General features: G+C 48.7%; 12 protein-coding genes. 9 read left to right on the forward strand and 3 right to left on the reverse strand.

The genetic code is table 11. The features are described 5' to 3' along the window. The first annotated feature begins 110 nt into the window (after positions 1 to 110). The 9 genes from SD69_RS16030 to SD69_RS18835 all read left to right on the forward strand — a co-directional run bounded on the left by SD69_RS16030 (position 111) and on the right by SD69_RS18835 (position 19,061). On the forward strand, positions 111 to 3,293 hold the full coding sequence (locus SD69_RS16030) for a type I restriction endonuclease subunit R (protein ID WP_041524010.1): 3,183 nt from the start codon (positions 111 to 113) through the stop codon (positions 3,291 to 3,293). Continuing rightward, on the forward strand, positions 3,287 to 4,924 hold the full coding sequence (locus SD69_RS16035; RefSeq protein WP_041524011.1) for an HsdM family class I SAM-dependent methyltransferase: 1,638 nt from the start codon (positions 3,287 to 3,289) through the stop codon (positions 4,922 to 4,924). Before SD69_RS16030 ends, SD69_RS16035 begins: the two co-directional genes overlap by 7 nt. Next, positions 4,914 to 6,149, forward strand: coding sequence for a restriction endonuclease subunit S (locus SD69_RS16040; RefSeq protein WP_041524012.1), 1,236 nt, complete (start codon positions 4,914 to 4,916; stop codon positions 6,147 to 6,149). The genes SD69_RS16035 and SD69_RS16040 overlap by 11 nt, the downstream gene beginning before the upstream one ends. Positions 6,150 to 6,161: 12 nt before the next feature. Continuing rightward, positions 6,162 to 7,928, forward strand: a complete 1,767-nt coding sequence (locus tag SD69_RS16045; protein ID WP_041524013.1) for a hypothetical protein — start codon at positions 6,162 to 6,164, stop codon at positions 7,926 to 7,928. Further along, positions 7,925 to 11,128 carry an RNA-dependent RNA polymerase family protein gene (locus SD69_RS16050; protein ID WP_041524014.1) on the forward strand — a complete coding sequence of 1,068 codons (3,204 nt, stop codon included), beginning with the start codon at positions 7,925 to 7,927 and terminating at the stop codon, positions 11,126 to 11,128. Before SD69_RS16045 ends, SD69_RS16050 begins: the two co-directional genes overlap by 4 nt. A gap of 159 nt (positions 11,129 to 11,287) precedes the next feature. Beyond that, positions 11,288 to 12,328 carry an IS481 family transposase gene (locus SD69_RS16055; protein ID WP_041524015.1) on the forward strand — a complete coding sequence of 347 codons (1,041 nt, stop codon included), beginning with the start codon at positions 11,288 to 11,290 and terminating at the stop codon, positions 12,326 to 12,328. 1,219 nt (positions 12,329 to 13,547) lie between these two features. Continuing rightward, positions 13,548 to 14,990 carry a polysaccharide lyase family 7 protein gene (locus SD69_RS16060; RefSeq protein WP_041524016.1) on the forward strand — a complete coding sequence of 481 codons (1,443 nt, stop codon included), beginning with the start codon at positions 13,548 to 13,550 and terminating at the stop codon, positions 14,988 to 14,990. Between the two features lie 431 nt (positions 14,991 to 15,421). Next, positions 15,422 to 18,478 (forward strand): TonB-dependent receptor, encoded by a 3,057-nt coding sequence (locus tag SD69_RS16065; RefSeq protein ID WP_041524017.1) that lies wholly within the window; start codon positions 15,422 to 15,424, stop codon positions 18,476 to 18,478. A gap of 322 nt (positions 18,479 to 18,800) precedes the next feature. Beyond that, positions 18,801 to 19,061, forward strand: coding sequence for a hypothetical protein (locus SD69_RS18835; protein WP_157471726.1), 261 nt, complete (start codon positions 18,801 to 18,803; stop codon positions 19,059 to 19,061). A gap of 135 nt (positions 19,062 to 19,196) precedes the next feature. On the opposite strand, the gene SD69_RS16075 is transcribed toward SD69_RS18835, so the two are convergent. The 3 genes from SD69_RS16075 to SD69_RS16085 all read right to left on the reverse strand — a co-directional run bounded on the left by SD69_RS16075 (position 19,197) and on the right by SD69_RS16085 (position 26,383). After that, positions 19,197 to 22,127, reverse strand: a complete 2,931-nt coding sequence (locus SD69_RS16075; protein WP_198144117.1) for a TonB-dependent receptor — start codon at positions 22,125 to 22,127, stop codon at positions 19,197 to 19,199. 431 nt (positions 22,128 to 22,558) lie between these two features. Then, positions 22,559 to 24,352, reverse strand: coding sequence for a VCBS domain-containing protein (locus SD69_RS16080; RefSeq protein WP_041524019.1), 1,794 nt, complete (start codon positions 24,350 to 24,352; stop codon positions 22,559 to 22,561). 933 nt (positions 24,353 to 25,285) lie between these two features. Next, a complete protein-coding gene (locus SD69_RS16085) occupies positions 25,286 to 26,383 on the reverse strand; it encodes a polysaccharide lyase family 7 protein (protein ID WP_041524020.1) in 1,098 nt (365 codons plus the stop codon). Positions 26,384 to 26,418 lie beyond the last annotated feature (35 nt).

The raw sequence follows: 26,418 nt of genomic DNA on the forward strand, positions 1-26,418 counted from the left end.
AAGGCAATCCCTATCTAGGCGCTCTTGAACCTACTGCGAGGCTCTACTTGCCACTTAAATGCTTGGTAACCGGCTGGCGTCAAATGACACAACAATAAACAGGGAATGTTATGAAGTTTAACGAAGACACTCGCGTAAAGATTCCCACCATCCTTCATTTAATGAAGTTGGGCTATCAGTACCTGTCACTGAAAGGGCAAAGCTGGGATCTGGATACCAATATTTTCCCCGAGCTGTTCAACGCAGCAATTTCCAAGATTAATCCAGGCATTGAGCCTGGTGATGTAAGTCGCTTGCTCGAAGATATTAAGCTGGAGCTTGACAACGAAGACCTCGGCCGAGCCTTCTTCGAGCGCCTGACAGACCGCTCGAACACCAAGCTGATCGACTTTGAAAACTTCAACAACAATAGCTTTCACGTAGTCACGGAGCTGACTTGTCAGAATGGTGATGAGGAATTCCGTCCAGACATCACCCTGTTAATCAATGGCATGCCGCTGGTCTTTATTGAGGTGAAAAAGCCCAATAACCGCGAAGGTATTCTGGCTGAGCGTGATCGCATAAACAAACGCTTCCAGAATCCGAAATTCAAGCGCTTCGCCAACATCACCCAGTTCATGATCTTCTCCAATAACATGGAGTATGACGACGGTGACCCAGAACCCGTGCAAGGGGCTTTCTACGCCAGCAGTTCCTATCACAAGCCTGTATTCAACTACTTCCGAGAAGAAGAGATACTGAACCTGACTGCGCTTCTGAAGCCGGTATCGGATGAAGAAGAGTTAAAGGTACTGAAAGACAACAACCTGGAAGTCATTCGCAGCAACCCGGAGTTTCAGACCAATAAACAGCCAGAACGTCCGACAAATCGTATCTGCACCTCCTTGGTTAACCGTGACCGTCTGTCATTTATCCTGCGTTATGCATTGGCCTATGTGGCTGAGACCGACGGACTGCAAAAGCACATCATGCGCTATCCCCAGATGTTTGCCACCAAAGCTATTGAGCGCAAGCTTGGTGAAGGTGTTAAGAAGGGTATCATCTGGCACACACAGGGAAGTGGCAAAACAGCGCTAACCTTCTACAACGTTCGTTTTCTGACGGACTATTTCCAAAAACAGCAGGTCATTCCCAAGTTCTACTTCATCGTGGACAGGCTTGACCTGCTACAACAATCACAGCGAGAATTTACAGCACGCGGGCTAACAGTGCACACCATTAACTCCCGTGATGCCTTTGCCAAAGACATTAAAGCCACACAGGTGATTCACAACCATTCCGGCAAGCCGGAAATCACTGTGGTAAATATCCAGAAATTTCAGGATGACCCGGATGTCTTGTCCACCAAAGACTACGACATCAACATCCAGCGTATTTTCGTTCTGGACGAAGCGCACCGAAGTTACAACCCGAAAGGCAGCTTCTTGGCCAACCTATATCAGTCCGACCCCAACGCCATCAAGATCGCGCTAACCGGCACACCACTGATCGTTGACGAAGACAAAGCCAGAAACAAACCGGATTCCAAGGCCATCAGTTCCAAGCAGGTCTTTGGCGACTATATCCACAAATACTATTACAACGCCTCTATCGCCGATGGCTACACCCTGCGCTTGATCCGCGAAGAGATCGCCACCAACTACAAAATGGTGCTGCAACAGGCCTTAGAGGACGTAGAAGTCCAAATGGGGGATGTCGATCGCAAGCTCATCTATGCCCACCCTAGCTTTGTAGAGCCCATGCTGGATTACATCGTCACCGATTTTGAGAAAAGTCGTGGCGCCCTAAATGACGCCAGCATTGGTGGCATGGTCATTTGCGACAGCTCCGATCAGGCCAAAGAGATGTTCAAACTCTTCGGCGAGAAATACACCAAAAATGGGCTGCTCGATGGGGCAGCAAACGAGGGCAATAATCCGGGTTACGACCTTCCAATGGTGGCTGAAGACTCCCCGGAATATGACGTTTCGGGCATAGCACTCAGCAACAAGCCGAGTGCCGATCGGGAAAAGCCCAACCGAAATAAAGTAAAAAGCGCGGCACTGATCCTGCACGACATAGGCACCAAAGAAGAACGCAAAGACTGGGTAGAAGGCTTCAAAGCAGGCAAGATTGATTTCCTGTTCGTCTATAATATGCTGCTCACCGGCTTTGATGCCAAACGCCTGAAAAAGCTCTATCTGGGCAGGGTTATCCGTAAGCACAACTTGTTGCAGGCTCTCACAAGGGTTAACCGCACTTATAAGGAGTTCCGCTACGGCTACGTCGTGGATTTTGCCGACATTCGTAAAGAGTTTGATGACACCAACAGAGCCTACTTCGACGAGCTTCAGTCGGAACTAGGCGATGAAATGGAGCACTACTCCAATCTATTCAAATCGCAGGAAGAGATCACAGCAGAAATTGACCATATCAAAGACGTGCTTTTCCGCTTCGACACCGAAAATGCCGAGGTCTTCACCGACCAGGTCAGCCAGATTCAGGATCGCGAAACCGTACTAGCCCTGAAAAAAGCGCTGGAAAACGCCAAGAGCTTATACAACCTTATTCGGTTGCAAGGCGACTACGAGCTACTGGAACAGCTGGACTTTGCAAAGCTCAATGTACTCTACCGGGAAACCTGCGCCCACCTGGACATGCTCAACCTGAAAGAGAGCATCGAACAAGGCAACGATACCGCCAACCTGCTTAATGTCGCGCTTGAAGATGTGATTTTCCGCTTTATGAAGGTAAGCGAGGAAGAGCTGGTTTTGGCTGACCAGTTAAAGAATACCCTTAGCCAGACCCGTGAAGCCCTGGCCAGCAATTTTGACCAACAAGACCCCAAGTTCGTCAGCCTGAAGGAAGAGCTGGAAAGGCTCTTCAAGAAAAAGAACCTCAGCGAAGTCACCCAGGATGAAATGGTAGCCAACATCGATGCGCTCAACAAGATCCACGTGCGAGTCAAGGAGTTGAACCGCAAGAACAACCAGCTTCGCCAGAAGTACCATGGCGATGCCAAATACACCCGCATCCACAAGCGCCTGCAAGAGCGTGGCGGCATCAGCGAGTCAGAACGCAAGATCTTTGAAGCCCTCACCGGGATAAAGCAGGACGCCGATGAGCAGGTACTGAATAACAGCCAGATACTGGACAACGAAAGCTATTTTGAACGCCAAATGATGCCCTTGGTAATCAAGCGGTTCAAAGGCGAGCAAAACATACAACTCAACGCCGACGCCTCGCGCTACATCAATCACCTGGTTGTCGCCGAATACCTGAATGAATTTAGTACCGGAGCACGTACGTGGTAGAACTTGAATTTAGAGACAAAACAAAGGCGCTGATCGATAGCCTTAAGAATATATGCGCCAACTATGGCTTGGGTAACGACGGTAATGAATTCAAAATCATTACCCAGACCTTCTTGTACAAGTTTCTCAACGACAAGTTCGCCTATGAGGCAAAGCAGATAGACGAAAAGGTCGCCAGCTCGGAGAAATGGGAAGAAGCCCTGGTCGCCATGAGCGAAGATGAGCTGGAAATGCTTCAACTGCAAATGGGTGGCGATACCGCACGCTTAAAGCCCCATCACTTTATCAGCTACTTGTTCAGCAAGCAGAACGCGCCAGACTTTGCCAAACTGTTTGATGACACCCTGCGCGACATTGCCTTGACCAACAACGACGTATTTGCCGTAAAGACAGACGGCGGCGCCAAGGTGGTACTGTTTGACCGGATTAGCGAGTATATTGCTGATGAATCCAAGCGCGATGCTTTCTGCCGCGCCATCATCAACAAGCTGGTCGAATTCAGTTTCGAGCGTATTTTCACGCAAAAATTCGACTTCTACGCCACTATCTTTGAATACCTGATCAAAGACTACAACAGCAACTCCGGCGGCAAATACGCCGAGTACTACACACCCCATGCGGTGGCTCGCATTATGGCAGCCATTCTGGTGCCCACCGATCAGAAAGGCAAAGTGAAAAACGTCAGTTGTTACGACCCTTCAGCAGGTTCCGGCACATTATTGATGAACGTGGCTCATGCCATTGGCGAAAACCGCTGCAGTATTTACACCCAGGACATTTCGCAAAAGTCCTCCAACCTGCTGCGCCTTAACCTGATCCTCAACAATCTGGTGCACTCCATCCCCAATGTAATTCAGGGCAATACCGTATTACATCCGTATCATCGGGATGGAAAAGACCTGAAGAGATTTGACTACATCGTCTCCAACCCGCCGTTCAAGATGGATTTCAGCGACTTCCGCGATGAGCTAGACAGCAAAGAAAATAAAGAGCGCTTCTTTGCGGGCATCCCCACAATGCCGAAGAAAGAAAAAGAAAAGATGAAAATCTATTCTCTTTTCCTTCAACACATAATCTTCTCACTTAAATCAGGTGGCAGGGCGGCAGTGGTCGTTCCAACAGGGTTTATAACTGCTAAAACAGGAATTGATAACAAGATTCTCGGATACCTCGTTAAGAACAAGCTTGTTTCTGGCGTGGTTTCTATGCCGTCAAATATTTTTGCCACCACCGGAACCAACGTCTCCATCCTGTTTTTGGATGACAGCAACAAAGAAAAGGTAATACTGATTGACGCTTCCAACCTCGGCGAGAAAATAAAAGACGGAAAGAATCAGAAAACCGTACTGAGCGCGGATGAAGAACAGCGCATTATCGATACCTTCAATGCCAAAGAAGCCGTGGAAGACTTTTCCGTTGCTGTCAGCCATGACGAGATCGAAGCCAAGAATTACTCGCTAAGTGCGGGCCAGTATTTCGATGTAAAAATCGAGTATGTAGATATCACCCCAGAGCAGTTTGCGGAAAAGATGAAAAGCTTTACCAGCAATCTGGATAGCCTGTTTAGTCAGTCTCGTGATTTGGAAGCTGAGATTAAAAAGCAGCTGGTGGGGTTGAAGCATGACAACTAAGATGCTTTCTGAGCTTTCAACCAATATATCGAGTGGCCTTACTCCCCTGAGAAGCAATGCTGAATTCTGGGAAAACGGAACTGTTCCTTGGCTCAAAACTGAACAGCTCGGTAAAAAAAAATATATTTATGAGACCAATGAAAATATTTCCGAAGCAGCACTAAAAGAAACAAGTATAAAGCTGTTTCCTGAAAACTCGCTTTCAATCGCCATGTATGGTGAGGGTAAGACTCGAGGAAACCTTTCTATCCTGAAAAAGGCAATGACTACCAATCAGGCTTGCTGCAATGTTGTAATTGATCCTGACAAAGCTGACTTTGAGTACGTCTACTATTTCTTAAAGACCCAGTACGACGAGTTGCGAAACCTCTCGTCAGGCGTTCGTAAAAACTTAAATTCGAACGACATAAAGAACTTTCCAATCCGCTTGCCAGAAAATCTAAATAGTCAAAAAAAGATTGCGAATGTATTGAAGGCCTTAGACAAAAAAATCGAACTCAACAACCGCATTAACGCTGAACTGGAAGCCATGGCCAAAACCCTGTACGACTACTGGTTTGTACAGTTCGACTTCCCCGACGACTCGCCACACGGTCAGGGCAAACCCTACAAAACCTCCGGCGGAAAAATGGTCTACAACTCAACCCTGAAGCGCGCAATACCGGAAGGATGGAGTGACAAAACGCTATCTAGAATAGCGAATATTACGATGGGACAATCTCCCGAGGGTAGCTCTTATAACGATGAAGGTGTTGGAACCATTTTTTATCAAGGCTCCACTGACTTTGGATGGTTGTTTCCTACTACCAGGCAATACACGACAGCTCCGAGTCGCATGGCTAAGAAAGGCGACATTCTGTTGAGCGTTCGTGCGCCAGTTGGTGATATGAATCTCGCAAATACAGATTGTTGTATTGGCCGAGGTTTAGCTGCATTGAATAGCAAAACTGGGTCTGATGGTTTTTTGTTTTACGTGATGAAGTATTTCAAGCAGATTTTTGACCGTCGAAACTCTGAGGGGACGACCTTCGGCTCCATTACAAAAGATGACTTGCACTCACTATCATTGGCTTATCCAACGCCAGATCTGCTCAAGAAGTATGATGACGTTGTCACGAATTACAACAAAATGATCTTTGAGCGAAGTCTTGAAAATAGAGAGCTTGTGAGTCTTCGCGACTGGCTCCTTCCCATGCTAATGAACGGTCAGGTGACGGTAAAATAAGGAAATTGGGCGATGTCTATAAGCAAAATCGAGATAAGGAACATCAAAGGCATTTCACATGAATGCTTTAATGTGCAATTAAAATCCTGCAAACCCAATCTTTTAGTTGCGCCCAATGGCTTTGGCAAGAGCTCGGTCGCGACTGCATTCTCGTCAATGAACACAAAGCGAATCGATCTCGCTGAAAAGGATCGTCATAAAGAGAACGATAAACTGGCACCTGAGCTTAGCATCACGGTTAACGGACAGAAGTTAATCGCAGACAAAACCAAAAACGAGATTCGACAACAGTTTGATGTGTTAGTTATCAATAGTGGCCTTACCCCGAAGGCAAAAAAACACTTCAAGGGGTCGGTATCTTCCACAATTGAAGTTAAACCTATAACGATCTGCAAAATTCCAGCTAAAGCTGACTTTTCCTATAAGCCTACTGATGCTAAAACCAGCTTTGGTCCAAACGGAAAGATTCTACCCAACATCTCTGAGCTATTAAAAGACTCAAGACTTTTGGATGCGATTCAGTGTGTCGATTTATCAAAATTCACTCAGGTTCGCATTCAGGCATCAGTTCAAGCCATAATCGACAAGGTGAACCAGCAGAATGGCAATGCAGCCGTCATATCCCAATGGGTATTGGATAGCTGTATTCAAGAACTCAGAGCAGTGCCAATTTTAAGCAGCATCTCGGAGCGATTAGTCCAGTCTGGTGCTGCTATTTCTGAAATTGAAGGCTTTTTCGCGTCATACCAGATCGCAAGCATACATGCAGCCGATCCTAAAGCATTTTCCGCTGCGACAGACTGGTTATATTACGTTACAGCCAAAGCACATTATCAAGACTTGCTAGCCAACTTCAAAAGCTCGACTTGGCAATGGGCCAAAATTGAAGAGACCAAAAAAACGAAAGAGCTGGTTATCAACTTCCCCAAAGCCCACCAATTATCGAACGGACAGCGAGACATCATCACGCTAGTGGTTCAGCTCCATAAAACCTTGTATGAGGGTAGCAAGAAGCCGCTCATACTAGTTATCGATGAGGTATTTGATTACTTAGATGACGCTAATCTAGTAGCCTTTCAATACTACGTCACTTCAATTATTGAAGAATACAAAGCACGTAACCAAGTAATTTACCCAATAATACTGACACACCTTGACCCCGGCGCCTTCTTTGATTTCTGCTTTAACAAACATAAGATCCAGATCAATTACCTATTATCAAAACCCATTGGAAAGTCTAAGGATATTTTGAGGTTAGTAGAGTTCAGAGACTCCGATCACTATGCAGATGCGGTGCGACCAATTAGGGATTTTCTCGACAAGCACTGGTTCCATTTCCATCCTGATGCACATGAAATAGCTGATGAGTGGCCCAATTTTCTGCGCAATGAATGGAAAAGTTCTGATTCATTCAAAGGTTATGTCAATAATGAACTTGAAAGGTATCTGACCGACAAAAACTATGATGCCGTCGCTGTTTGCTTCGCTGTACGGATTGCTATCGAGCACCAAATTTATTCCCTCTTGAACGATACTGATGGGCAGGAAAAATTTATTGCGGAACATGGAACGTGCAACAAACTTGAAGTGGCTTCTAGCGTTGGAGTTGATATTCCTGAAAGCTATTTCCTGCTTGGCCTAATCTACAACACCAACTTACATTGGAATCAAGGGCGTGACTATATATCTCCGCTCGTATCCAAACTTAGCCACCCTACAATCAGGCAGCTAATTGCAAGTGTTGCATCGGCAGCTGAAAATCAAAGGAACCCATCATGAGTTATCAGGCTGAATTTACGGGATGGGATTCACTCACAATAGAAGATCTTCTTGTCGCATACCGAAAAGCAAAAGCCGACTGTTTCTTCGAAAACACCTTCCCCACTGCCATTAAATTCGCGGAATACGAACAAGACTTGCTGGCCAACCTAAATGATCTGTTACGTCGATTAGAGAGCAACTCAGGCTTTGAAAGCGATAAAGAGCTGCTAGGGGATTTTCGATTACTACCAAAGAAGCTATCCACTGATAGAAAGCCAAATAGCAGTGAAGATGGACACGTGCACTTCTCCAAACCAGAGCGAGCTGTCGAAAGTCTGTTCAAGAATTACGATATAACGCCTGAATTTCGAATTGTGGGGGACTTTCCGGTTGATACCCACATTATCTCAGCCTTATGGATCAATATGATTGGCCACCAGTTTGATGCCAAGCTCGACGACAGCTGCTATGGCGCACGGCTAAAGCGCATCCGGAACGATGAACTATTCACAGAGGACAATGAAAAACCATTTCACATCAGTTCCATTGGATCGTTTGTGCCCTATTTTCAGCCATATCAAAAATGGCGAAGCGATGGGTTAAAGGCCATTCGCGATGAGCTGGAAAAAGATCGCGACGTTATTGCGGTTTCTCTCGACTTGAAGAGCTACTACCATTTTATTGACCCGATGGCGATTTCTGGTACAGCGTTGTTCGAAGCACTTGATCTGGAGCTGACAGATGAAGAGAAGGCCTTTACCGAACAGCTCGCAAATTTTCTATGCGGCTGGGCTGAAGGTGCAGAAAAATTCGGTCAATCCGTTGGGGGCAAGAAAGCCAAGATAAGCGGAGGATTGGTGATTGGTCTGACGTGCAGCCGTGTAATTTCCAATGCTTTGCTTCACAGATGGGACAAACTTGTTCTGGAGAAACTAGCGCCAATTCACTATGGCCGCTACGTAGATGATATGTTCCTGGTATTGCGTGATACCGGCACGATCACCAATAGCCTAGATCTGATGAGCATGGTTCAGTCTCGAATAGGTGAAAGTTACATTTCACAGAACGCCAAGAACGATAAGGTTTGGGAGATTAACCAAGGTTCAGACGTCCAAGGAGAAACCAGAATATCGCTTCAGTCCGACAAGCAAAAACTATTTGTATTACAAGGGCGTGCAGGCCTCGACCTGCTGGACAGTATCGAAAAGGAGATATACGAACTTTCCAGCGAACACCGTTTGATGCCATCGCCAGATCAATTAGAGCACTCGACGGCAGCCAAGGTGCTCTCTGCTGCCGGAAGCGTGGGCGAAAATGCAGATACTTTGCGTCGAGCTGATGGCCTGACTATTCGTCGGTTAGGATGGTCACTACAGCTGCGTCACGTAGAAACCCTGGCTCGGGATCTGCCACCAAATCAATGGAAGGAGCAGCGCGAGGAATTTTATCAGTTTGCCCATAACCATATCTTACGGGCAGACAATCTCTTTGCTCATTTTACCTACTTACCAAGACTACTCGGCTTTGCAATCAGCATGAATGAGTGGGAGCAGGCCGAGCAAATAGCAGTGAAGTCCTATCGAGCGATCGATACCTTAGCTTCTGAGGTCGGCAGAGGAAAAGCGGTTCGTATTAACGGGTGCGATGCCAAAGTATTAAAAGATCTTTGGGGTTATATAAAAGGTACTTTAACTTGGCTGTTTATTGATGCAGCCACTCGCTACCATGATCCCAGCAAGCTATTTCTGGGTGAACGGTCAAGCAAGAAAAAGCGCTTAGCAGATCTCTTTCTGAATCAAATTGTGGCAACTCTGACTGATTTCGAGGCGCTTCTGGATTTGCGCTTTGATGTGGCTGATTTCGAGAAAAAAGCACCGCTTGTTGCGTCAGCAGATCTTGCGAAAGAGGCTTACAAGTACATTTTGAATAGCCAGTCTGCTGAGGAGCTGGTTGGCAAACGTGATGCTAAGAAAGAGAAGCAAATTCTGAAGTTGCTCGGCAGCGCCGAGCTTCTCGACATGGAAATATTTGAACAGTTCATCAACTCTACGCGCAAAACCAGATTAGGAAAGGTAACTAGAGGGCAGAAGAAAAATGACAGCTACCTGCCTTATCTTTTCCCAACTCGACCTCTATCTCCGGCTGAAATATCGGAATTAGCGCCCGAATGCGTTGGCTTGCCATCCGCTTCAGGTAAAACTCCAGCCTTCAGCCCAGCAGTAACATGGGCTAAATATACTCAAGTTTTGCGTGGAGTTTGGATAAAACCCACTCTTCTGGCAGCGGAACAAGACGCCAGTGATAAGAAGGCTAAGCGACGCAAAAAGTATCTAAAAATTGGCACTGACAGTAAAGACAAGGTAGTGGTTGCATTAACCAACCTGCGTACCGAAGACAGCGACTGGGCGGCTACCGCATGTAATAAGCCGAATTTAAGCCGCAAACGTTACCAGAAAATATCCAAATTAGTTAACGATGTATTAAAGCTGAATCCGAGGCCGGACTACGTCCTTTTCCCAGAACTTTCAATCCCGTTGCGCTGGCTGAACAGCATTGCCGCCAGACTTAGTGCAGCGGGTATTAGTTTAATTGCAGGAACGGAGTATCGGCATAGCGAAGGAAACAAGATCCTGAGTGAGGCCGCGCTAGTTTTGGCCGATAACCGGCTCGGCTATCCAACCTTTGTCAAAATAAGGCAACCAAAGCTTGAACCGGCCGTTGGAGAAGATAAAGAGCTCACTGTGAAATTTGGCAAGGAATGGGATCTTTCCAAAAAATCACCGAAGCCAATTTATATTCACAACGGCGTTAACTTTGGTGTCATGGTTTGCTCAGAACTGCAAAACAGCAAGGCACGAATTCGCTTCCAGGGGGCAGTTGATGCCCTTATGGTGCTCAGTTGGAACAGGGATCTGGATACTTTTGCATCCCTGGTCGAATCCGCTGCACTGGATGTTCATACCTACACCATATTGGTGAATAACCGGAAGTATGGCGATAGCCGCGTTCGATCACCAGCCAAAGAAGGCTTTCTACGAGATATTGCCAGACTTAGAGGTGGGGACAATGACTTCGTTGTTGCTGCGACCTTGGATATTGCAGCACTCAGAGCATTTCAAAGCCGCGCTAAACGCTGGCCAGAAGAAGGCGACAAATTTAAACCTGTGCCTGAAGGGTTTAGAATATTGGGCGACAGACGGAAGCTGCCGCCCAAGTAGCCAAGCGGAACGTCTATTCTAACGAGAGCGAGTCTAACGTAAAATTAGACTCTTATCTGTAGAAGTTTAGACCTGATCTGACATTTCTTCTTGAAAAAGAGAGAGTTACCCGTTTTGATAAAGGTGTCGAATCTTAAATCAAAACAAAAGGTAACTCTCATGATCCATACTAACAATCCTATCATCAAACACAAGGCAGGCTTGCTCAATCTGGCGGAAGAGCTTGGTAACGTATCCAAAGCTTGTAAGGTAATGGGGGTATCGCGCGATACCTTCTATCGCTATCAAGAGCTCGTGGAAGACGGCGGAATCGATAACCTGATCAACAAAAGCCGTCGAACTCCCAACCCGAAAAATCGAGTGGATGAGGCAACAGAACAAGCTGTTGTAGAGTATGCCGTGGAACAACCAGCTCACGGTCAGCATCGCACGAGCAATGAATTACGCAAGGTGGGAATTTTCGTATCTGGCAGCGGAGTCCGCTCTATCTGGGTACGGCATAACTTGGAGAACTTTAAAAAGCGGCTGGCGGCCCTTGAGGCCAAGGTCGAGAGKGAGGGKATTATCCTAAGCGATGCGCAGGTTGCCGCTCTGGAGAAGAAGAAAAATGACGACGAGGCCTGTGGTGAAATTGAGACAGCCCATCCAGGTTATCTGGGCTCTCAGGACACGTTTTATGTGGGCAATCTCAAGGGTGTGGGCCGTATTTACCAGCAGACATTCATTGATACTTACAGCAAAATTGCCTTCTGCAAACTCTATACGACGAAGACACCAATTACCGCTGCTGACACGCTCAATGATAAGGTTTTGCCATTCTTTGAGGCTCATGATCTACCCATGTTGCGAATACTCACAGGCCGGGGAACAGAGTTCTGTGGCCGCGTCGATCAGCATGACTACCAACTCTACCTGGCGATTAATGACGTTGAACACACAAAGACCAAAGCCATGTCACCACAAACAAATGGGATCTGCGAACGCTTCCATAAAACGATTTTAAACGAGTTTTATCAGGTGACGTTCCGCAAGAAACTCTACAGCACCTTAGAGGAGCTTCAAAAAGATCTGGACGATTGGATAGAATACTACAATAATCAACGAACGCATCAGGGTAAAATGTGCTGTGGCAGAACGCCGATGGATACATTACTTGATGGGAAAATGATCTGGGCCGAGAAAAATTTAGCTCAGATCTAAACTGACAGACACCGGATGAAAAACGGGTAACTGTCAGATCAAGTCTGAGCTACTACAGCTGATGACCTGTCTTTATCGACTCGGCTATCACTCTAAGCCCGAGTACAAAAGTCACAAACTCACTATACCTCGATAGTCTGTAAACTACCTACTATTATCTCCACTTCTTGACTGAGTATTGAAGGCGATCGCGATCTTGGAAAATTGTCTGTTCAGGCGTTTGTTTTGGAAGGGGTGTCGTTATAGCGATCCCATCCCGAAAAACGCAGAAATTGGCCAAACTATGGTCCAAAATGGTGGCCAAACTATGGTCTCCCGCACACCTTCTCGGGTAGCGGCTTTTTTATTGGCCTTCAGCTCAGTTGGTTAGAGCATCCGACTCACCTTCTCATATAAGTCGGGGCAGGCCCCCAGTTCACAAATTTGACGGGATCAAATTTGGGCACGGGAGCGTAGCGACGGCGGGCAAAGCCCGAGGCACAGGACGTGCCGAGCCCACTCTGGGAAGGTCGATACCTGCTCCTGCGGAATCGACATTCGCCGCATCCATGTGGCTCGCCCACCACATAAAAAGCCGCTATCTTCTTAGGTAGCGGCTTTTTTATTGGCCTTCAGCTCAGTTGGTTAGAGCATCCGACCCACCTTCTCATATAAGTCGGGGCAGGCCCCCAGTTCACAAATTTGACAGGATCAAATTTGGGCGCCGGAGCCTAGCGACGGCGGGCGAAGCCCGAGGCACAGGACGTGCCGAGTCCACTCTGGGAAGGTCGATACCTGCTCCTGCGGAATCGACATTCGCCACATCCATGTGGCTCGCCCACCACTAGACAGTATTAAGTACACAATCCGTTAATTTACGACTCGCCGACCCCTCCCAGCGACACCTCAACACCGCTAGCCCAGCAAGAAAAAATACCAATATGTATACATATTGGATAATTTTATTGTAATATCGAGCTAGATACTTATAACAACCTGACGCATCAGGCTATCGTCGCTGAACCGAGGCACAAGAGATACTACGTATCAGCCCAGCGCTTTGTGACACTCAAGATGATTTGCAACAAGACGAATATTGCCGCCCAGCATGACGCATGGGGACCCCCCCATAAAGAACGGAACTCCCCTGTACAGCTATTCGAGATAACCGAAATAGAAGCTTAACCATTATTTCTATAAATAATAATTTTTATCAATATATACCCCAGGAAGTAGAGCTATGCCTCAATACAACGTAATGACAACAGCATTAACTCTGACAGCTATACTTTGCACCGCCTGCTCGGGCTCTTCAGATTCAAATGACACCTCCGGCCCGGTGGGGTCAACGTCATCCTCTTCCAGCTCATCGGTCGCGGCGCCGGACGAGTGCAGCAACCCAGAGGCGCTCGTTATTAGCTCCGCCAGCGATGACGGCAGCCATGACGGGCACGGCCCAGCCAACGCCATCGACGGCAGCTTTGCAAGCGAGTCGCGCTGGTCATCCTCCGGCGACGGTAAAACATTACTGCTGGACTTAGGCACTGAAGCGACGCTAACCGAGGTAAAAACCGCCTGGCTAAATGCCAATAGCCGCACCGCTTTTTTTGATGTTGAGGCCTCTAGCGACCAAGATAGCTGGAGTACGCTGGTAGCCAACGGACAGTCTCAGGGCTCTGAAGAGCTGGGAGCGGATTCTTTCGAGGAGCTTCAAGCTCGCTATGTTCGCATTATTGGTCGGGGAAACTCCGAGAACTTATGGAACAGCCTGCTTGAGGTCGAGCTGCACGGTTGTGGCGGCCTGGACGCGCCAGACGTCAAGCCCAGCGGCCCGCCAGCCATGACCGAGCTCGACCCAGGCAAACCACCCGCCGAGAACTTTGATCTATCGCGCTGGTATATCAGCGTCCCCACGGACGAAGACGGCGATGGCCGGGCCGACAGCATCAAAGAAAACGATTTGAACAGCGGCTACCAGCAGCCCGACTTCTTTTTCACCGGTGCCGACGGTGGCATGGTATTTCGGGTGGGGCCCACGGGCTTTAAAACCTCTGCCAACACCAGCTACACCCGCACCGAGCTGCGCGAGATGCTGCGCGCAGGCAATACCAGTATCGACACCAAAGGCGTTAACGCCAACAACTGGGTATTTGGCAGCGCCCCCGCCACCGACCGCGCCGCCGCCGGTGGCGTGGACGGTAACATGCGGGCAACCTTGGCGGTTAACCGCGTCTCGACCGGCGGCGAGCGCTACCAAATCGGCCGGGTTATCGTCGGCCAAATTCACGCCAATGACGATGAGCCAGTGCGCCTGTATTACCGCAAACTGCCAGGCAATAGTAACGGCTCTGTTTACTTTGCCCACGAGATAAACGGTAGCGACGACACCTGGCACGAGATGATTGGCAGTCGTTCGGACGGGGCATCAAACCCCGCAGACGGTATCGCTCTGGACGAGGTGTTCAGCTACGAAATCGATGTGCAAGACAACACCCTCACGGTGTTCATCTATCGCGAAGGCAAAGAAACGGTCAGCAAAACCATCGATATGAGCGCCAGTGGCTACGATGAAGGCGGCCAGTATATGTACTTTAAGGCCGGCGCTTACAACCAAAACAACAGTGCGGAGGACGATGACTACACTCAAGTTACCTTCTATGCATTAGAGCATTCGCACGATTAATGCCGATATCTTGGTGGAGCCAGCCAGCTCCACCAAGATTACTAGCATCAAGGTTGCCGGGTGCAGGCAGGATACCACTGCCCCCAGCTGCGAAAGATTACACGTCCGCCGTTTATAGACTACACTCACTCTTGAATTGGTCAACCAATCACAAAAGGCGGTAAAAAGGGCATTACTCACGGATGATCGCAACATATAGCCATTTAATGTCACATATTTATTTTGCCTGAAGCGGCTGCGGGTAAAAATGCGTCACGCCAAAGTAGCGACACAAGCCTGCAGAGCAGGCGTCTTTTGGATCTTTTTTAGCCACACCTATTGCATTTTGTAGCCATTTTGGTCAACAATAACATCTGCCATATCCAACGGAATTGGGCGCCAAAGAGCGCTTACGTTGAAATAAACAATAAACAGGCCCCCTGGAGGAACAAATGCGACATAACAATAAGCTCGCCAAAGCGATAATTAAGAGGAACGGCTTTAAACGGTCCGTTCTGGTTAGCGCCATAGCCGCCGCGTCGTGCGCAAGTTTAGCCCAAGCCCAAGAAGCCACCGATAGCTCAGCCAGCGAGAATATGCAGCTGGAAGAAGTTGTGGTTCAGGGCACCCGCGCAACGATTCAAACCACCATCGACATCAAGCGCAGCTCGACCACCATCGTTGACGGTATGTCCGCCAACGACATTGGTGACATGCCGGCGCTCTCGATTGGCGAGGCACTGGAATCGATCACCGGCGCCTCGTCGCACCGTGAGAATGGTGGCGCCACCGAGATTTCCATTCGTGGCCTTGGCCCTTACTTAAGCGCTACCACCTTTAATGGCCGTAACGCGTCCAACGGTAGCGGTGACCGCTCGGTAAACTTTTCTCAGTTCCCGTCGGAGCTGATCAATAAACTCGCGATTTACAAGACTCAAGACGCCAGCTTAATTGAAGGCGGCGTAGCGGGCTTGATCGCACTGGAAACCGTTAAGCCACTGGATTTCAACAAACGTCGCCTACAGGTAGAGGCCAAAGCGGGCTTCCAGCCTAACCAGCAAAATATCGAAGACTCTATGGCTGGCGACGTGGGCTTTCGCGGCAGCGCTAGCTATGTAGATCAGTTTGAATTTGATAACGGCATGGCATTAGGGATTTCGTTGGGTTACGAGCAGAGCGATATCGCTCAGCCAGAATCTGAGATGCGCGCGTCTAGCCCCAGCGGCACCTCACTGTTTGCCTGTATCAATGATCCAAGTGTTACGGACACTGGTTACTACCAAGCATCGGCCGCCGACTGTGAAGACCCCATCAACGGCCCAGCCAATACCGGCGACTACAACACTGAGATCAACCCCGAGACTGGCGAAGCTTACGACGCCGGCAAAAACTACGCATTTGCCCCAAGCTCAAACAGCTACCGCCAAAACGACACCTCTGACGAGCGTGAAGCCTTTTTTGCGGCCATTCAGTTCCAGCCTAACGACCGGACTGACATTAACGTAGACTATCAAACCTCTGAGCGTATTCAGGCCGAGAAACGTCACGACCTGAACTTTGCTAACATGAAGCGCACCACCCCAGGGGTAACGCCGGAAAGCCTAGTCGTTAGCGACAACGGCGCGATCTATAACTGGGCTGGCGAGACCGCTATTGAATCAAACAGCGAGCTATACCGTCGCGACGAGGATTACACGGGTTACGGTGTCAACGTCGCATTCGACATTACCAACGATCTGACCGTCTCGGCTGATTACGCATTCTCTGAGACAACGCGTATTGAGAATCAGATGTTATTGCGCACGCAATCAGATGATCGCAACGTTTACGCCGAAGACGTTTCTACTTACCGCCCTATGGTGCAGTGGGACACAAGCTCAGGTATTCGTCAGTACGAAATCACCGGCTTCGATGTTACTGATCACTCATTATTTTCCGACCGCTACCGCGCTCGCATCGACAGCGATGTTGACCGCACCAACTCTATCGAAGCGGTCCGTGCCGATTTTGACTGGCGCCTAGATGGTGTCATCACCGCGGTTAAAGGTGGTGTACGCTTCTCCGAGCTTAAGTATCAAGATATGGGCCCTACCGTCCGTAACGAGTTTGAAGTAACCATCGGCGAATACGAGTTTCTGTCTCAGGTTAACGAGACTTGCGCTATCGACTTTCCCGAAAGTGACTTCATGGCCTCCGAACGCGACGGCGCCCTGTTCACCATGCTGGATGAGCAAGGCAACGTCGTAAAACAAACCAATAGCTGGGCCACCTTTGACACCGCCTGTGCGGTATCGATGCTGGCAGACCATACTGGCAACAGTACTGAGTTTCCGGAGATGCCAGACTCGCTGGCCAACACGACTGATGTTACTGAGACCACTGACGCCGCCTACATTATGGCGGACTTCGACAGCGAACTCTTTAACAAAACCGTACGCGGTAACTTCGGTGTGCGCGTAGTACACACAGACGTTGAATCTATTGGTTACCGCACGCCTTACACCATCGAGACCTCTGACGATGGCAGCCTGGCTCTGATACCAGTCGAAGGTGCCGATCTTGAGCGCGTTGAAGCCGGTGGCGATTATACCGAGGTACTGCCAAGCGTTAACCTTATTGTCGATTTGACCGACAACTTAATGTTGCGCGGTGCAGTGTATCGCGGCCTTTCTCGTCCAGAGCCTGCTGATTTAAGCTATCAGCGCGGTTTTACTCCTAACGACGAAGAAAACATCACCTCACTTGATGAGCTGATCCAAAACACCAGTGGCGATGGCAACCCGAACCTGCAACCATTGACCTCCTGGAGCTTCGATGCGGCTATTGAGTGGTACCCCAACGCCGACAGCATGTTGACGTTTGGCTTGTACAACAAGCAGTTCCAAGGCGGCTTTGAGACCACTAGCACCACTGAGTACTTCGATATCGACGGCCAGATGGTCCCAGCCGCGTTCGACCTGACCGAGACCAACGAAGACACCAGCAGCTTGACCGGTTTTGAAATTACCGCTAGCCACAACTTCTCATACCTACCAGGCTTTTTGAGCGGGTTTGGTGCCAAGGCAAGCTACAACTACGCCGACTCTGACTTCGAGTTTGAAGACAGCAACTATGGCAGCATTACTCAGTATGACGAAGAAGGTAATGTGACGTATCAAACCCAGGGTATCGTCGAACCTGCAAACGTACCCGGCTTTTCGGATCACGTATTTTCAGGCCAGCTTTACTACTCAGAAGGCGACTTCGACGGCAGCTTGATCTACAAATACCGCAGCGAGTACTTTCAGCCTTACACCAGTAACGGCACTCGTTTACGTTATGTAGGTGATACCGGTGTATGGGAAGCGCGCATGTCTTATTACATTACCGACGATGTTCGCGTTAGTCTCGAAGGTATCAACCTGTTTGATGAGCCTAAAAAGCAATACCACTACACCAAAGACTATTTAGGTGAGCTTAACACCTACGGTCCTCGTGTGTTTTTGGGTGTAAAAGCTAAGTTTCTGTAAACGTCTATCCCTGCCGTTTCATTCCGGACGGTTATCATCTTGGCCCGCTTAGGCGGGCCTTTTTTATGCCCGACGATTTAATAAGCTGCATACCGACCGCCAATCCCGCCTGGAAACTGTCTGCCTCAGCGCCCCCTCTTTTAACAGCAAAAGCGGCAATTCTTTTTGTTTAATGGCATATCAGCAGAAGCCGATAGTCGTATCCTTCAATACTCCGTCAGGTGCTCTCCGCTATAAAATAGCGCGGCCAACCTGTACCCACCACCCTGAGTTTTCAGGAGCACACAAGCCCGCCTATATCGCCTGTCGCAATCATATGCGCATGCAACACAATGAGCGTCTCCAGCATAAAGCCGAAGACGCTCAGGCACCCAGCGGGGCAGATCTTATGCCTCCCTCCATGCTAGCCACTGTAGGCTTGTGTACAGAGCCTATCGTTCTCGCGGCGCTTAACGCCCTGCATAGCAGCGCGGCCCCCAGCACCCAGCACCCAGTACCCAGTACCCAGTACCCAGTACCCAGTACCCAGTACCCAGTACCCAGTATTATTATGCTCAGTGTCGAACTAGAGGTAAAAAGGTAAAAGTTAGAGACTTAAACTGACGGGAAAAGAGAGGAAAATCGCTACATCCAAACACAAAAAAGCCCGGATAAACCGGGCTTTTCAGAGCCAGCCGGGAAGATATCCCGGCCTTACTAACAGGCACTAATCAAATCATTAGAACTTGTAGCTGGCACCAAGGGTGATACGACGGTCGGTAAGACCCTGGAAGCACAACAAGGCGCCCTCGTTCACACAAGATTGCTCAATCTCAGATTCGGTAAGGTTTACACCTTCCAAACCAACACTGAACTGCTCGGTGATGTCGTAGTTAACACTCGCGTTCAACTGACCACGCGCTTCCTGAACCACTGGGAAGCCCCAAGGGTAGCTTGAAGTACTACCGAAGTCGTCCGAGCGATATGCATCACGCCAAGTGTAACGAGCGCGAGCCGACAGGCCATACTTCTCGTAGTAAACAGTGAAGTTGTAAGCGTTTTCAGAGTTATCAAGTAACGCGGCACGCATTGTTACATCGTCTGCACCCAATGATGAGAATACAGCTTGTCCGCGACTAGTGGTGCTGTAGTACTCATCACCACCTTCAAACTCTTGCCAGGTATAGTTGGTTACGATACCGAAACCAGACGCCCAACCCAGTGTGTCTTCGAATCCAGAAAGGTCGTACTGGAATGCCAGCTCGATACCTTGTTGCGTGGTTTCGCCGTCACCATTAACGGTAACTGATGTGGGCACACAAACACCTGGAGGCGCACCAGTTGGACCGTATACGTTTGGATCAGCAATCGGGTTAAAGATACCACCACCTTCACAAGGAGCCGTTAGATCGCGGTAGCCAGTGTTGGGATCAATGGCTGGATCTTCTTGCTGTCCCACAAACAGACCGGTACGGGTTTTGTGGAAGTAACCGGCGCTTACCATGCTAGATGGCGCGAAGTACCACTCGGCAGAAATCTCCCAAGACTCTACTTCTTCAGGCTCCAAGCCTGGGTTACCAATCGATGCTGGTGGGTTCGGGCTGGTATCGAACGAGAACGAGGTAGACAGGTCGTCAAAGTCTGGACGACGAATATCTTTCGACCAAGCTGCACGCAACATAATGTCGTCGGTCAGGTCGGCCACCAAGTTGATACGTGGCAATACAAAGTCGTAGCTTCCGCTGGTAGAGGTTTGCTCTACAACACCATCGGTACTGCGATTACCCACCGAGTCAATTTCGGTTTCCAAATAGCGCAAACCGAAGTTACCGCGGAAGATGCCAGCGGCAAAGTTCGCCTGTGCGTACAATGCGTTAGTCTCTTCGGTAATATCGAAGAAAGCATTGGTGGTAGACGTTGGCGCGTCAATAGGTGGCTGGCCAATTGAGGCCATCGCCGAGTTCAACGCAGCCAGAACGCCTTCAGGGTCCGAGTTTGATAAGGCAGGATCGATTGTCAGGAAGTCGCGAACATAAAGCTCACGGCCGTCTGCATCGTTAAAGTTATCCGGCCCAGCAGCCAGAACCTCAGCGTACAAGTCACCTGTTGGAGACTCAGCCAAAGAGCGCAAACCTGTGTTATTAGCACTGTCGTTGTTGACACTTTGCGAGCTGTTAAAACGGTAGCCGAAATCGATAGTGGTGAAAATCGACATATCCAGCTCATAGCTTACGTCGATACGGAATGCATCTTCAGTGTTCTCTACTGTATCGTGCGATTGGTTAAGATCACGCAGTACGTAGTTTGCTGGATCTAACAGTTGAGCACTGGTCGGGCCATTTGGCACATCAGCGATACCAAAGGCAAGAGAGCCACCCGATAGGTCGTACTCAAACGGAGTGCCGTTATCATTTCCGTCACCGACAGCGGTATTAGGGTTAATAAAGTTCAGGGTAGAACTGAAGTCTGGGTTAGTCGTGTCATTGGCAGAGCTGGCCAACTCGACTTTACCCGAGAACTTACCCAACTCAAAGTTGGTGCCTAAACTGAAAATCTCGCTCGAAGTTACACGTGAACCAGTATCCGCAGATAAACGCAAGTTCGGGTCAAAGGAACCTCCGTCTTGAGCATCAATAATGCCAGTCAAAGCTGCCTGAATTGAACCCAAATCCTGCGTGCCGTTCTCACCGTCAGTAGAGCCAAAGTCAATTGTCTCGAACGAATCAGGAACCGATGTACCTACCAAAGAGCTGACGCCAGATGCCTGAACTCGGGTACTTTCCTGAAAGCGATCTTGCTCGTTAATAATCGCATCAAAGTAGAAAGTGAACGCGTCGTTTGGCGCCCACTCAAAAGTACCGGCCAAGTTCGTGGTTTCGTACTGATAGTTGTCATAGTCCTGGGTAAGGAACTGAATACCCAAATAATCGGTACCATCAGCAGTAGTAGCGATACTACTATCGCGGTCCGCACGAGGGCGAAATGCCGACACGTCCTGCTCGGTGTAACTACCACTCAAGACCACACCGAAATCACCGGCACTGGTGTTCCAGTTATTACCAAACGAACCTGAAAGGCGAGGGCTCCAGCCGCCGTCGTCAGACAAACTGCTCTGCTCACCCTGAACACGAACAGCAATCAGCGGCTCGCTTAGCTCAAGCGGACGGATCGTTTTCAGGTTGATAGTACCACCGACAGAACCTTCAACGGTTTTTGCGTCGGGGGCTTTAATAACCTGAACTTCAGAAATAATAGCAGCAGACACATCATCAAAACTGATGCCGCTACGGCCCGCGCCAGAACCTACGGTAGAAACACCGTTGATTTCAGTACGGTTTGCGTTAGTACCACGAATCTGCACGCCGGTACCAACACCAGCAGAACGGGTGATCTGAACACCGGTGATGTTCTCCATCACTTCCGCAAGGTTTTGGTCAGGGAGTTTACCGATATCTTCTGATTGGATAACTTCCATCACGTTATCGGAAGCACGCTTTTCTTGAATCGCGCTTTCCAAAGAGGCGCGGATGCCAGTGACAACCACCTCTTCTAACATTTCAGATTCTTGGGCGACAGCGCCTTGGGCAAACGCCAGCGCGGATGCTGTCATCATTGCGCCACTAATGGCGGCAACAGCTTTGGACAGGTTGAATTTATTATGGTTGCTCACTTCTCATTCTCCATATTTATGTTTATTAGGCAGAACAGTTTCACTCGCCATAGAAACATTACCCAAATTGCTACCTTACTGTCAACCATTTTGAATACAGATACTGACAACCAATATGTAAAAGCGCCCAGAAAAATTTATACCCCTTTAAATTCAATACGTTACAAGAAACTTAGGTATTTAATTAATTTTTATACTGGGCCACAAAAAGCCGGATTTAATGATGTAAAAACCAAGGGATATGGTCTCAATCACCATTTATGGATGTCAGCCAGACAGCTTTGGTAAACCATAATGATAACCACAGTATCTATTGGCAATACCGTGATAGCTAGAAGTGTAGCAAGTCTAAGTGAATCGAGGAGGGAAAAAGGCTGCCCCCGCTCACACGGGGACAGCAAAGACAGTTGAAACTTAGAAACTAACGGCTGTTATTCTTCAGCCACTACCACTTCAGCAGAGTTTGAGTGGTATACCGAGTCGGCATTTACGTCTGGGTCAAGCGAATCACCCACCGTGTAACCCTCAAAGTCATCTTCAAAGGCCACCGAGGTGCCATCCATATCTTCAAAGATTTTTACTTCGTCAACATGGTATGCGGCATTAGGGATAGTTGAGCTATTATCGCCCAGCTTGAAGATAGCGTACTCGACACCATTCATTACCTCAGCAAGGCTCGAAGACGCTGAATCGAACGCTTCAGTAGTAACAGCCGTGCCATTGATGCTAATGGTCACCATTGGCGGCACGGTGTCAGAGGCAGATGCAGTATCCCAAGTCATTTCGACGTCAGTCCACTCACCGGGCGTAAACGGTACAGTTACTTCGATATCGTCCTTGTCGCGAATCGCAAACTTGTCCTCTTGAATGCGCAAATCCACAATCGCATCACTGGTGCTGGTTGATGAGCCAAACAGGCCAATATAGGCGTCTTTTGCCGAGCCATCTTCAGTAACGGCATTATCATCTTTCAGGAAAGAAACCGACAACTTGCCTGACGGAATTGCCGACTCAAGCTTATAACGTAGCTCGCCCGCATCGTCGATCATGTTGTCAGTAACTTGCGCCATCTTATTGCCTGCAGTGCCAGGGCCAGTTTCATCTGGGGTTTCGCCTCCGCCACCGGACTCCGAAACATTGGCCACCACGACTTCAGCGGTATTGCTGTGATAGGGCGAAGTCTCGTCCAACTCAGGATCTAACGAAGCACCTAACTCATAACCTTCAAAGTCATCCTCAAATGCAATGCTCGTCCCTTCGATGTCCGAGTAGACCTTAACGTTATCAACGCTATAGGCGGCATTAGGAATAACAGAGTCGTTATCGCCAAACTTATAAATGATAGCTTCCACACCATCCATTACGGTAGTGGGAATTGACGACGCCGAAGAGAAAGGCTCGGTGGTAACACTTTCACCGTTAATGGTAATAGTGATTAAGGGTGTCGCATCGGCGCTCGCCGCAGAGGCATCCCACGTCATTTCTACTTCAGTCCACTCGCCCGGGGTAAACGGTATTGAAACTTCAATATCGTCCTTATCACGGATCACATACTGATCAGCCTGAATGCGCAAGTCGACCATCGCTTGGCTAGTGCTGGTTGATGAACCGTACAGACCAATATAGGCGTCTTTATCATTGCCATCTTCATCTACGGCATCTGGATCCTTCAGAAAGGAGACAGTCATTTTGCCTTTTTCGATAGGCGCATCCAGCTTGTATCTTAACTCACCAGCATCATCGAACATATTGTCGGTAATACGCGCCGCCTGAGTGGTCACCAGTACCGTGTCATCGCCTGTGATCGTAATCTCCAACTCAGCCGTTGTACCATCGGCCGACTGCAACTCTACTACGTCAGTGATTGAGTCATCTGGCCCTGCGAGAGAAGCCACTGTGGCATTTTCGGTATCCAGCACATAGGTCCAATTACCATCTTCGATAATGGTAAAACTACCGTACATGGTACTTTCGTCTGACAAGGGCTGAAGAACATCTTCGCCATCATCCGGGTCAGTCACAGATACGGTACCAGCAACTTCTTCTGTGCTGTTATTGGTGCTAGCCGACAAATTACCAAACGTTGCTGGCGTATTTTCTACCGGGCCGGCGCTTGAGCTGGAACCGCCACCGGTATCCGGAACATCAAAAACGTCGTCACCGTCCCCACCGCAACCGACCAGCGACACGGCCAGGATAGAGGCTGTTAAGATTTTCATTTTCATAAGATTTCATCCTTATTGTTAATTAAGCTTTTTGTTACGAAACGCACATAAGAGGTCAGAAATTAATGGTGTAATGCTCAACACAAATGCACAAAGCAGCATCACTCATCAAACTTTATTTTCCCGTTGTCGGCTTGAGCCAGCATCTTGATAACGTTTTTTGGGGGCATCGTAATGGGCACTTTGGGCATTACTAAGTAAAGCGTGGGAAACTGCGTTGAGGCAATTTAAGCCTGCACCACCGTTAGTACTCCCATTCGGCTCGACCAAACAACTTCTTAAAAAACGCATAAACAACTCGCATTAACTATTATTTTTATCGCTACACTTTTATTGCCGCACTCGGTATACATCACGTATGGGTGTCACCCTACCGGGCGCAGACAACACTAATAAAAAAACGCGGGCCTCAGCGAAGCCCGCCAAGCGGGTTAGCCGCTCAAGCCAACCCATCGGAGAGGACCACAGTCACAGTGGTACACACCTGACCTGACGGCCAAGATTTTGGTCGTCACTAAGCCGCCGCTCACCGCAGCCGCCCTGACAAATAGAATATGTTTAATGTGTTCACCTAAGTACCTCCTAATTTATGGTTATTGGTAGGAAACCGTACTGTGCAGATATAACGACATTACCGAATTGAATACATTTTTGTCAACCGATTTGGCAGTCTTTAATTAAACCAATAACCCTACCGGACAGAGAATCGACGATTTTTGATTTAAATATCAATATGTTATGAGATTTAGCTCGGTGAGCGAGAGGAGCTGACCGGTTAACTCAGCAAGCAACAAACCGAGACACTATGGACCGGAAATGAGAAGTAAATGCCCCGGACAGAAGCAGTATCGCCGTAGGCAAAAAGATTGGGCGCCCAAGCAACGACAGACCACTACGGATAGGCGCCGCTGCTTGGGGTTACTATAGAGCTGTCTAGTCTAGCGTGATTGAAGAAAAGGTCGCCTGAGCATAATGCCCGGCCTGAGAGTCTTCTTCCCAAACACCGGTACCCGCACAACCGGCGTACCACATGCCTTCCTCATCTTTGCTGCTGCACTGGTTGTATGCACCGGCTTTATAGTAGAACCAATCACCGCTATAGCCGCGAGGATTGTCCAACTCATCGACCTTGCCGTTCGGGTCGACATTGTTGGATAGATCTACAGAGTACTCTACGGTTGGCTTACCTTCGGATTCGAAAGTCAGGTTCATCACATTACCGTCGACATCTACGCTATAGCTAAACGTCTGATCCAGCAATACACCTGCCTCCCCCGGGTCTTCCGAAGAGTCCCATAAATTGCCCCACACAGGGTAAGCAATGTCCGTGCGGTTCGGGTCATCTTTCTCTAAGTTACGCTCGTAAGTCCAGAACACCGAGCCGTGCTCGTGGTTGGGCCACTTTTTATAGTAGATTTTTAACGGCTCATTACCGTAACCAAATCCGCGGGCCATTTTTTCGTCTTTACCGGCATGAATTTGGCCTACCACAACTGAAAACGCTGGTTTTTTGTTCGGGTTTTTAGCCTCAACGGCCACGTGATTAACCGCCAGGGTCGCTGATAAACGGCCACCGATAGAGCCATAACGTGAAGCTTTTGGGTGGGCTGCCAGAGCAAAGTTATTACCAGGCGCTTTGGTTTTAGAACCTTCTGGGTCGACCATTTGACGCAGTTCACTACGGGTGTTGGTCGAGTTGGCGGTGGTTATGGCCTTATTAGGTGCTGTAAACACAACCTCTCCGGCCTCATTGGCATAAAAAAAGCGCGGCTCCAGTAGGCGGCTTATGCTCGGCGGGCCGACCTCATCAATTTTCCCGTCACGGTTGCTATCCATAGGTAAGGTAATCTTCCAGTGAGAAAAGTCCATTACCGAACCGGGAATTCGCTTACCGGCCAAATCCTCTGCGGTATAGCCGGTTTTTTTAGTTTCCGCTTGACCCTGGCAGGCCGTCAGCAAAGTCAACGAAGAGGCCACGGCTAAAATAGCAACCGGCATAGCGCGCACTGACTTTTTTAGGTTTATTATCATAATTTACTCCCGCAAATACTATTTTTAAGTAGTTA

The sequence above is a fragment of the Gilvimarinus agarilyticus genome, from assembly GCF_000832015.1.
Classification (GTDB): Bacteria; Pseudomonadota; Gammaproteobacteria; order Pseudomonadales; family Cellvibrionaceae; genus Gilvimarinus; species Gilvimarinus agarilyticus.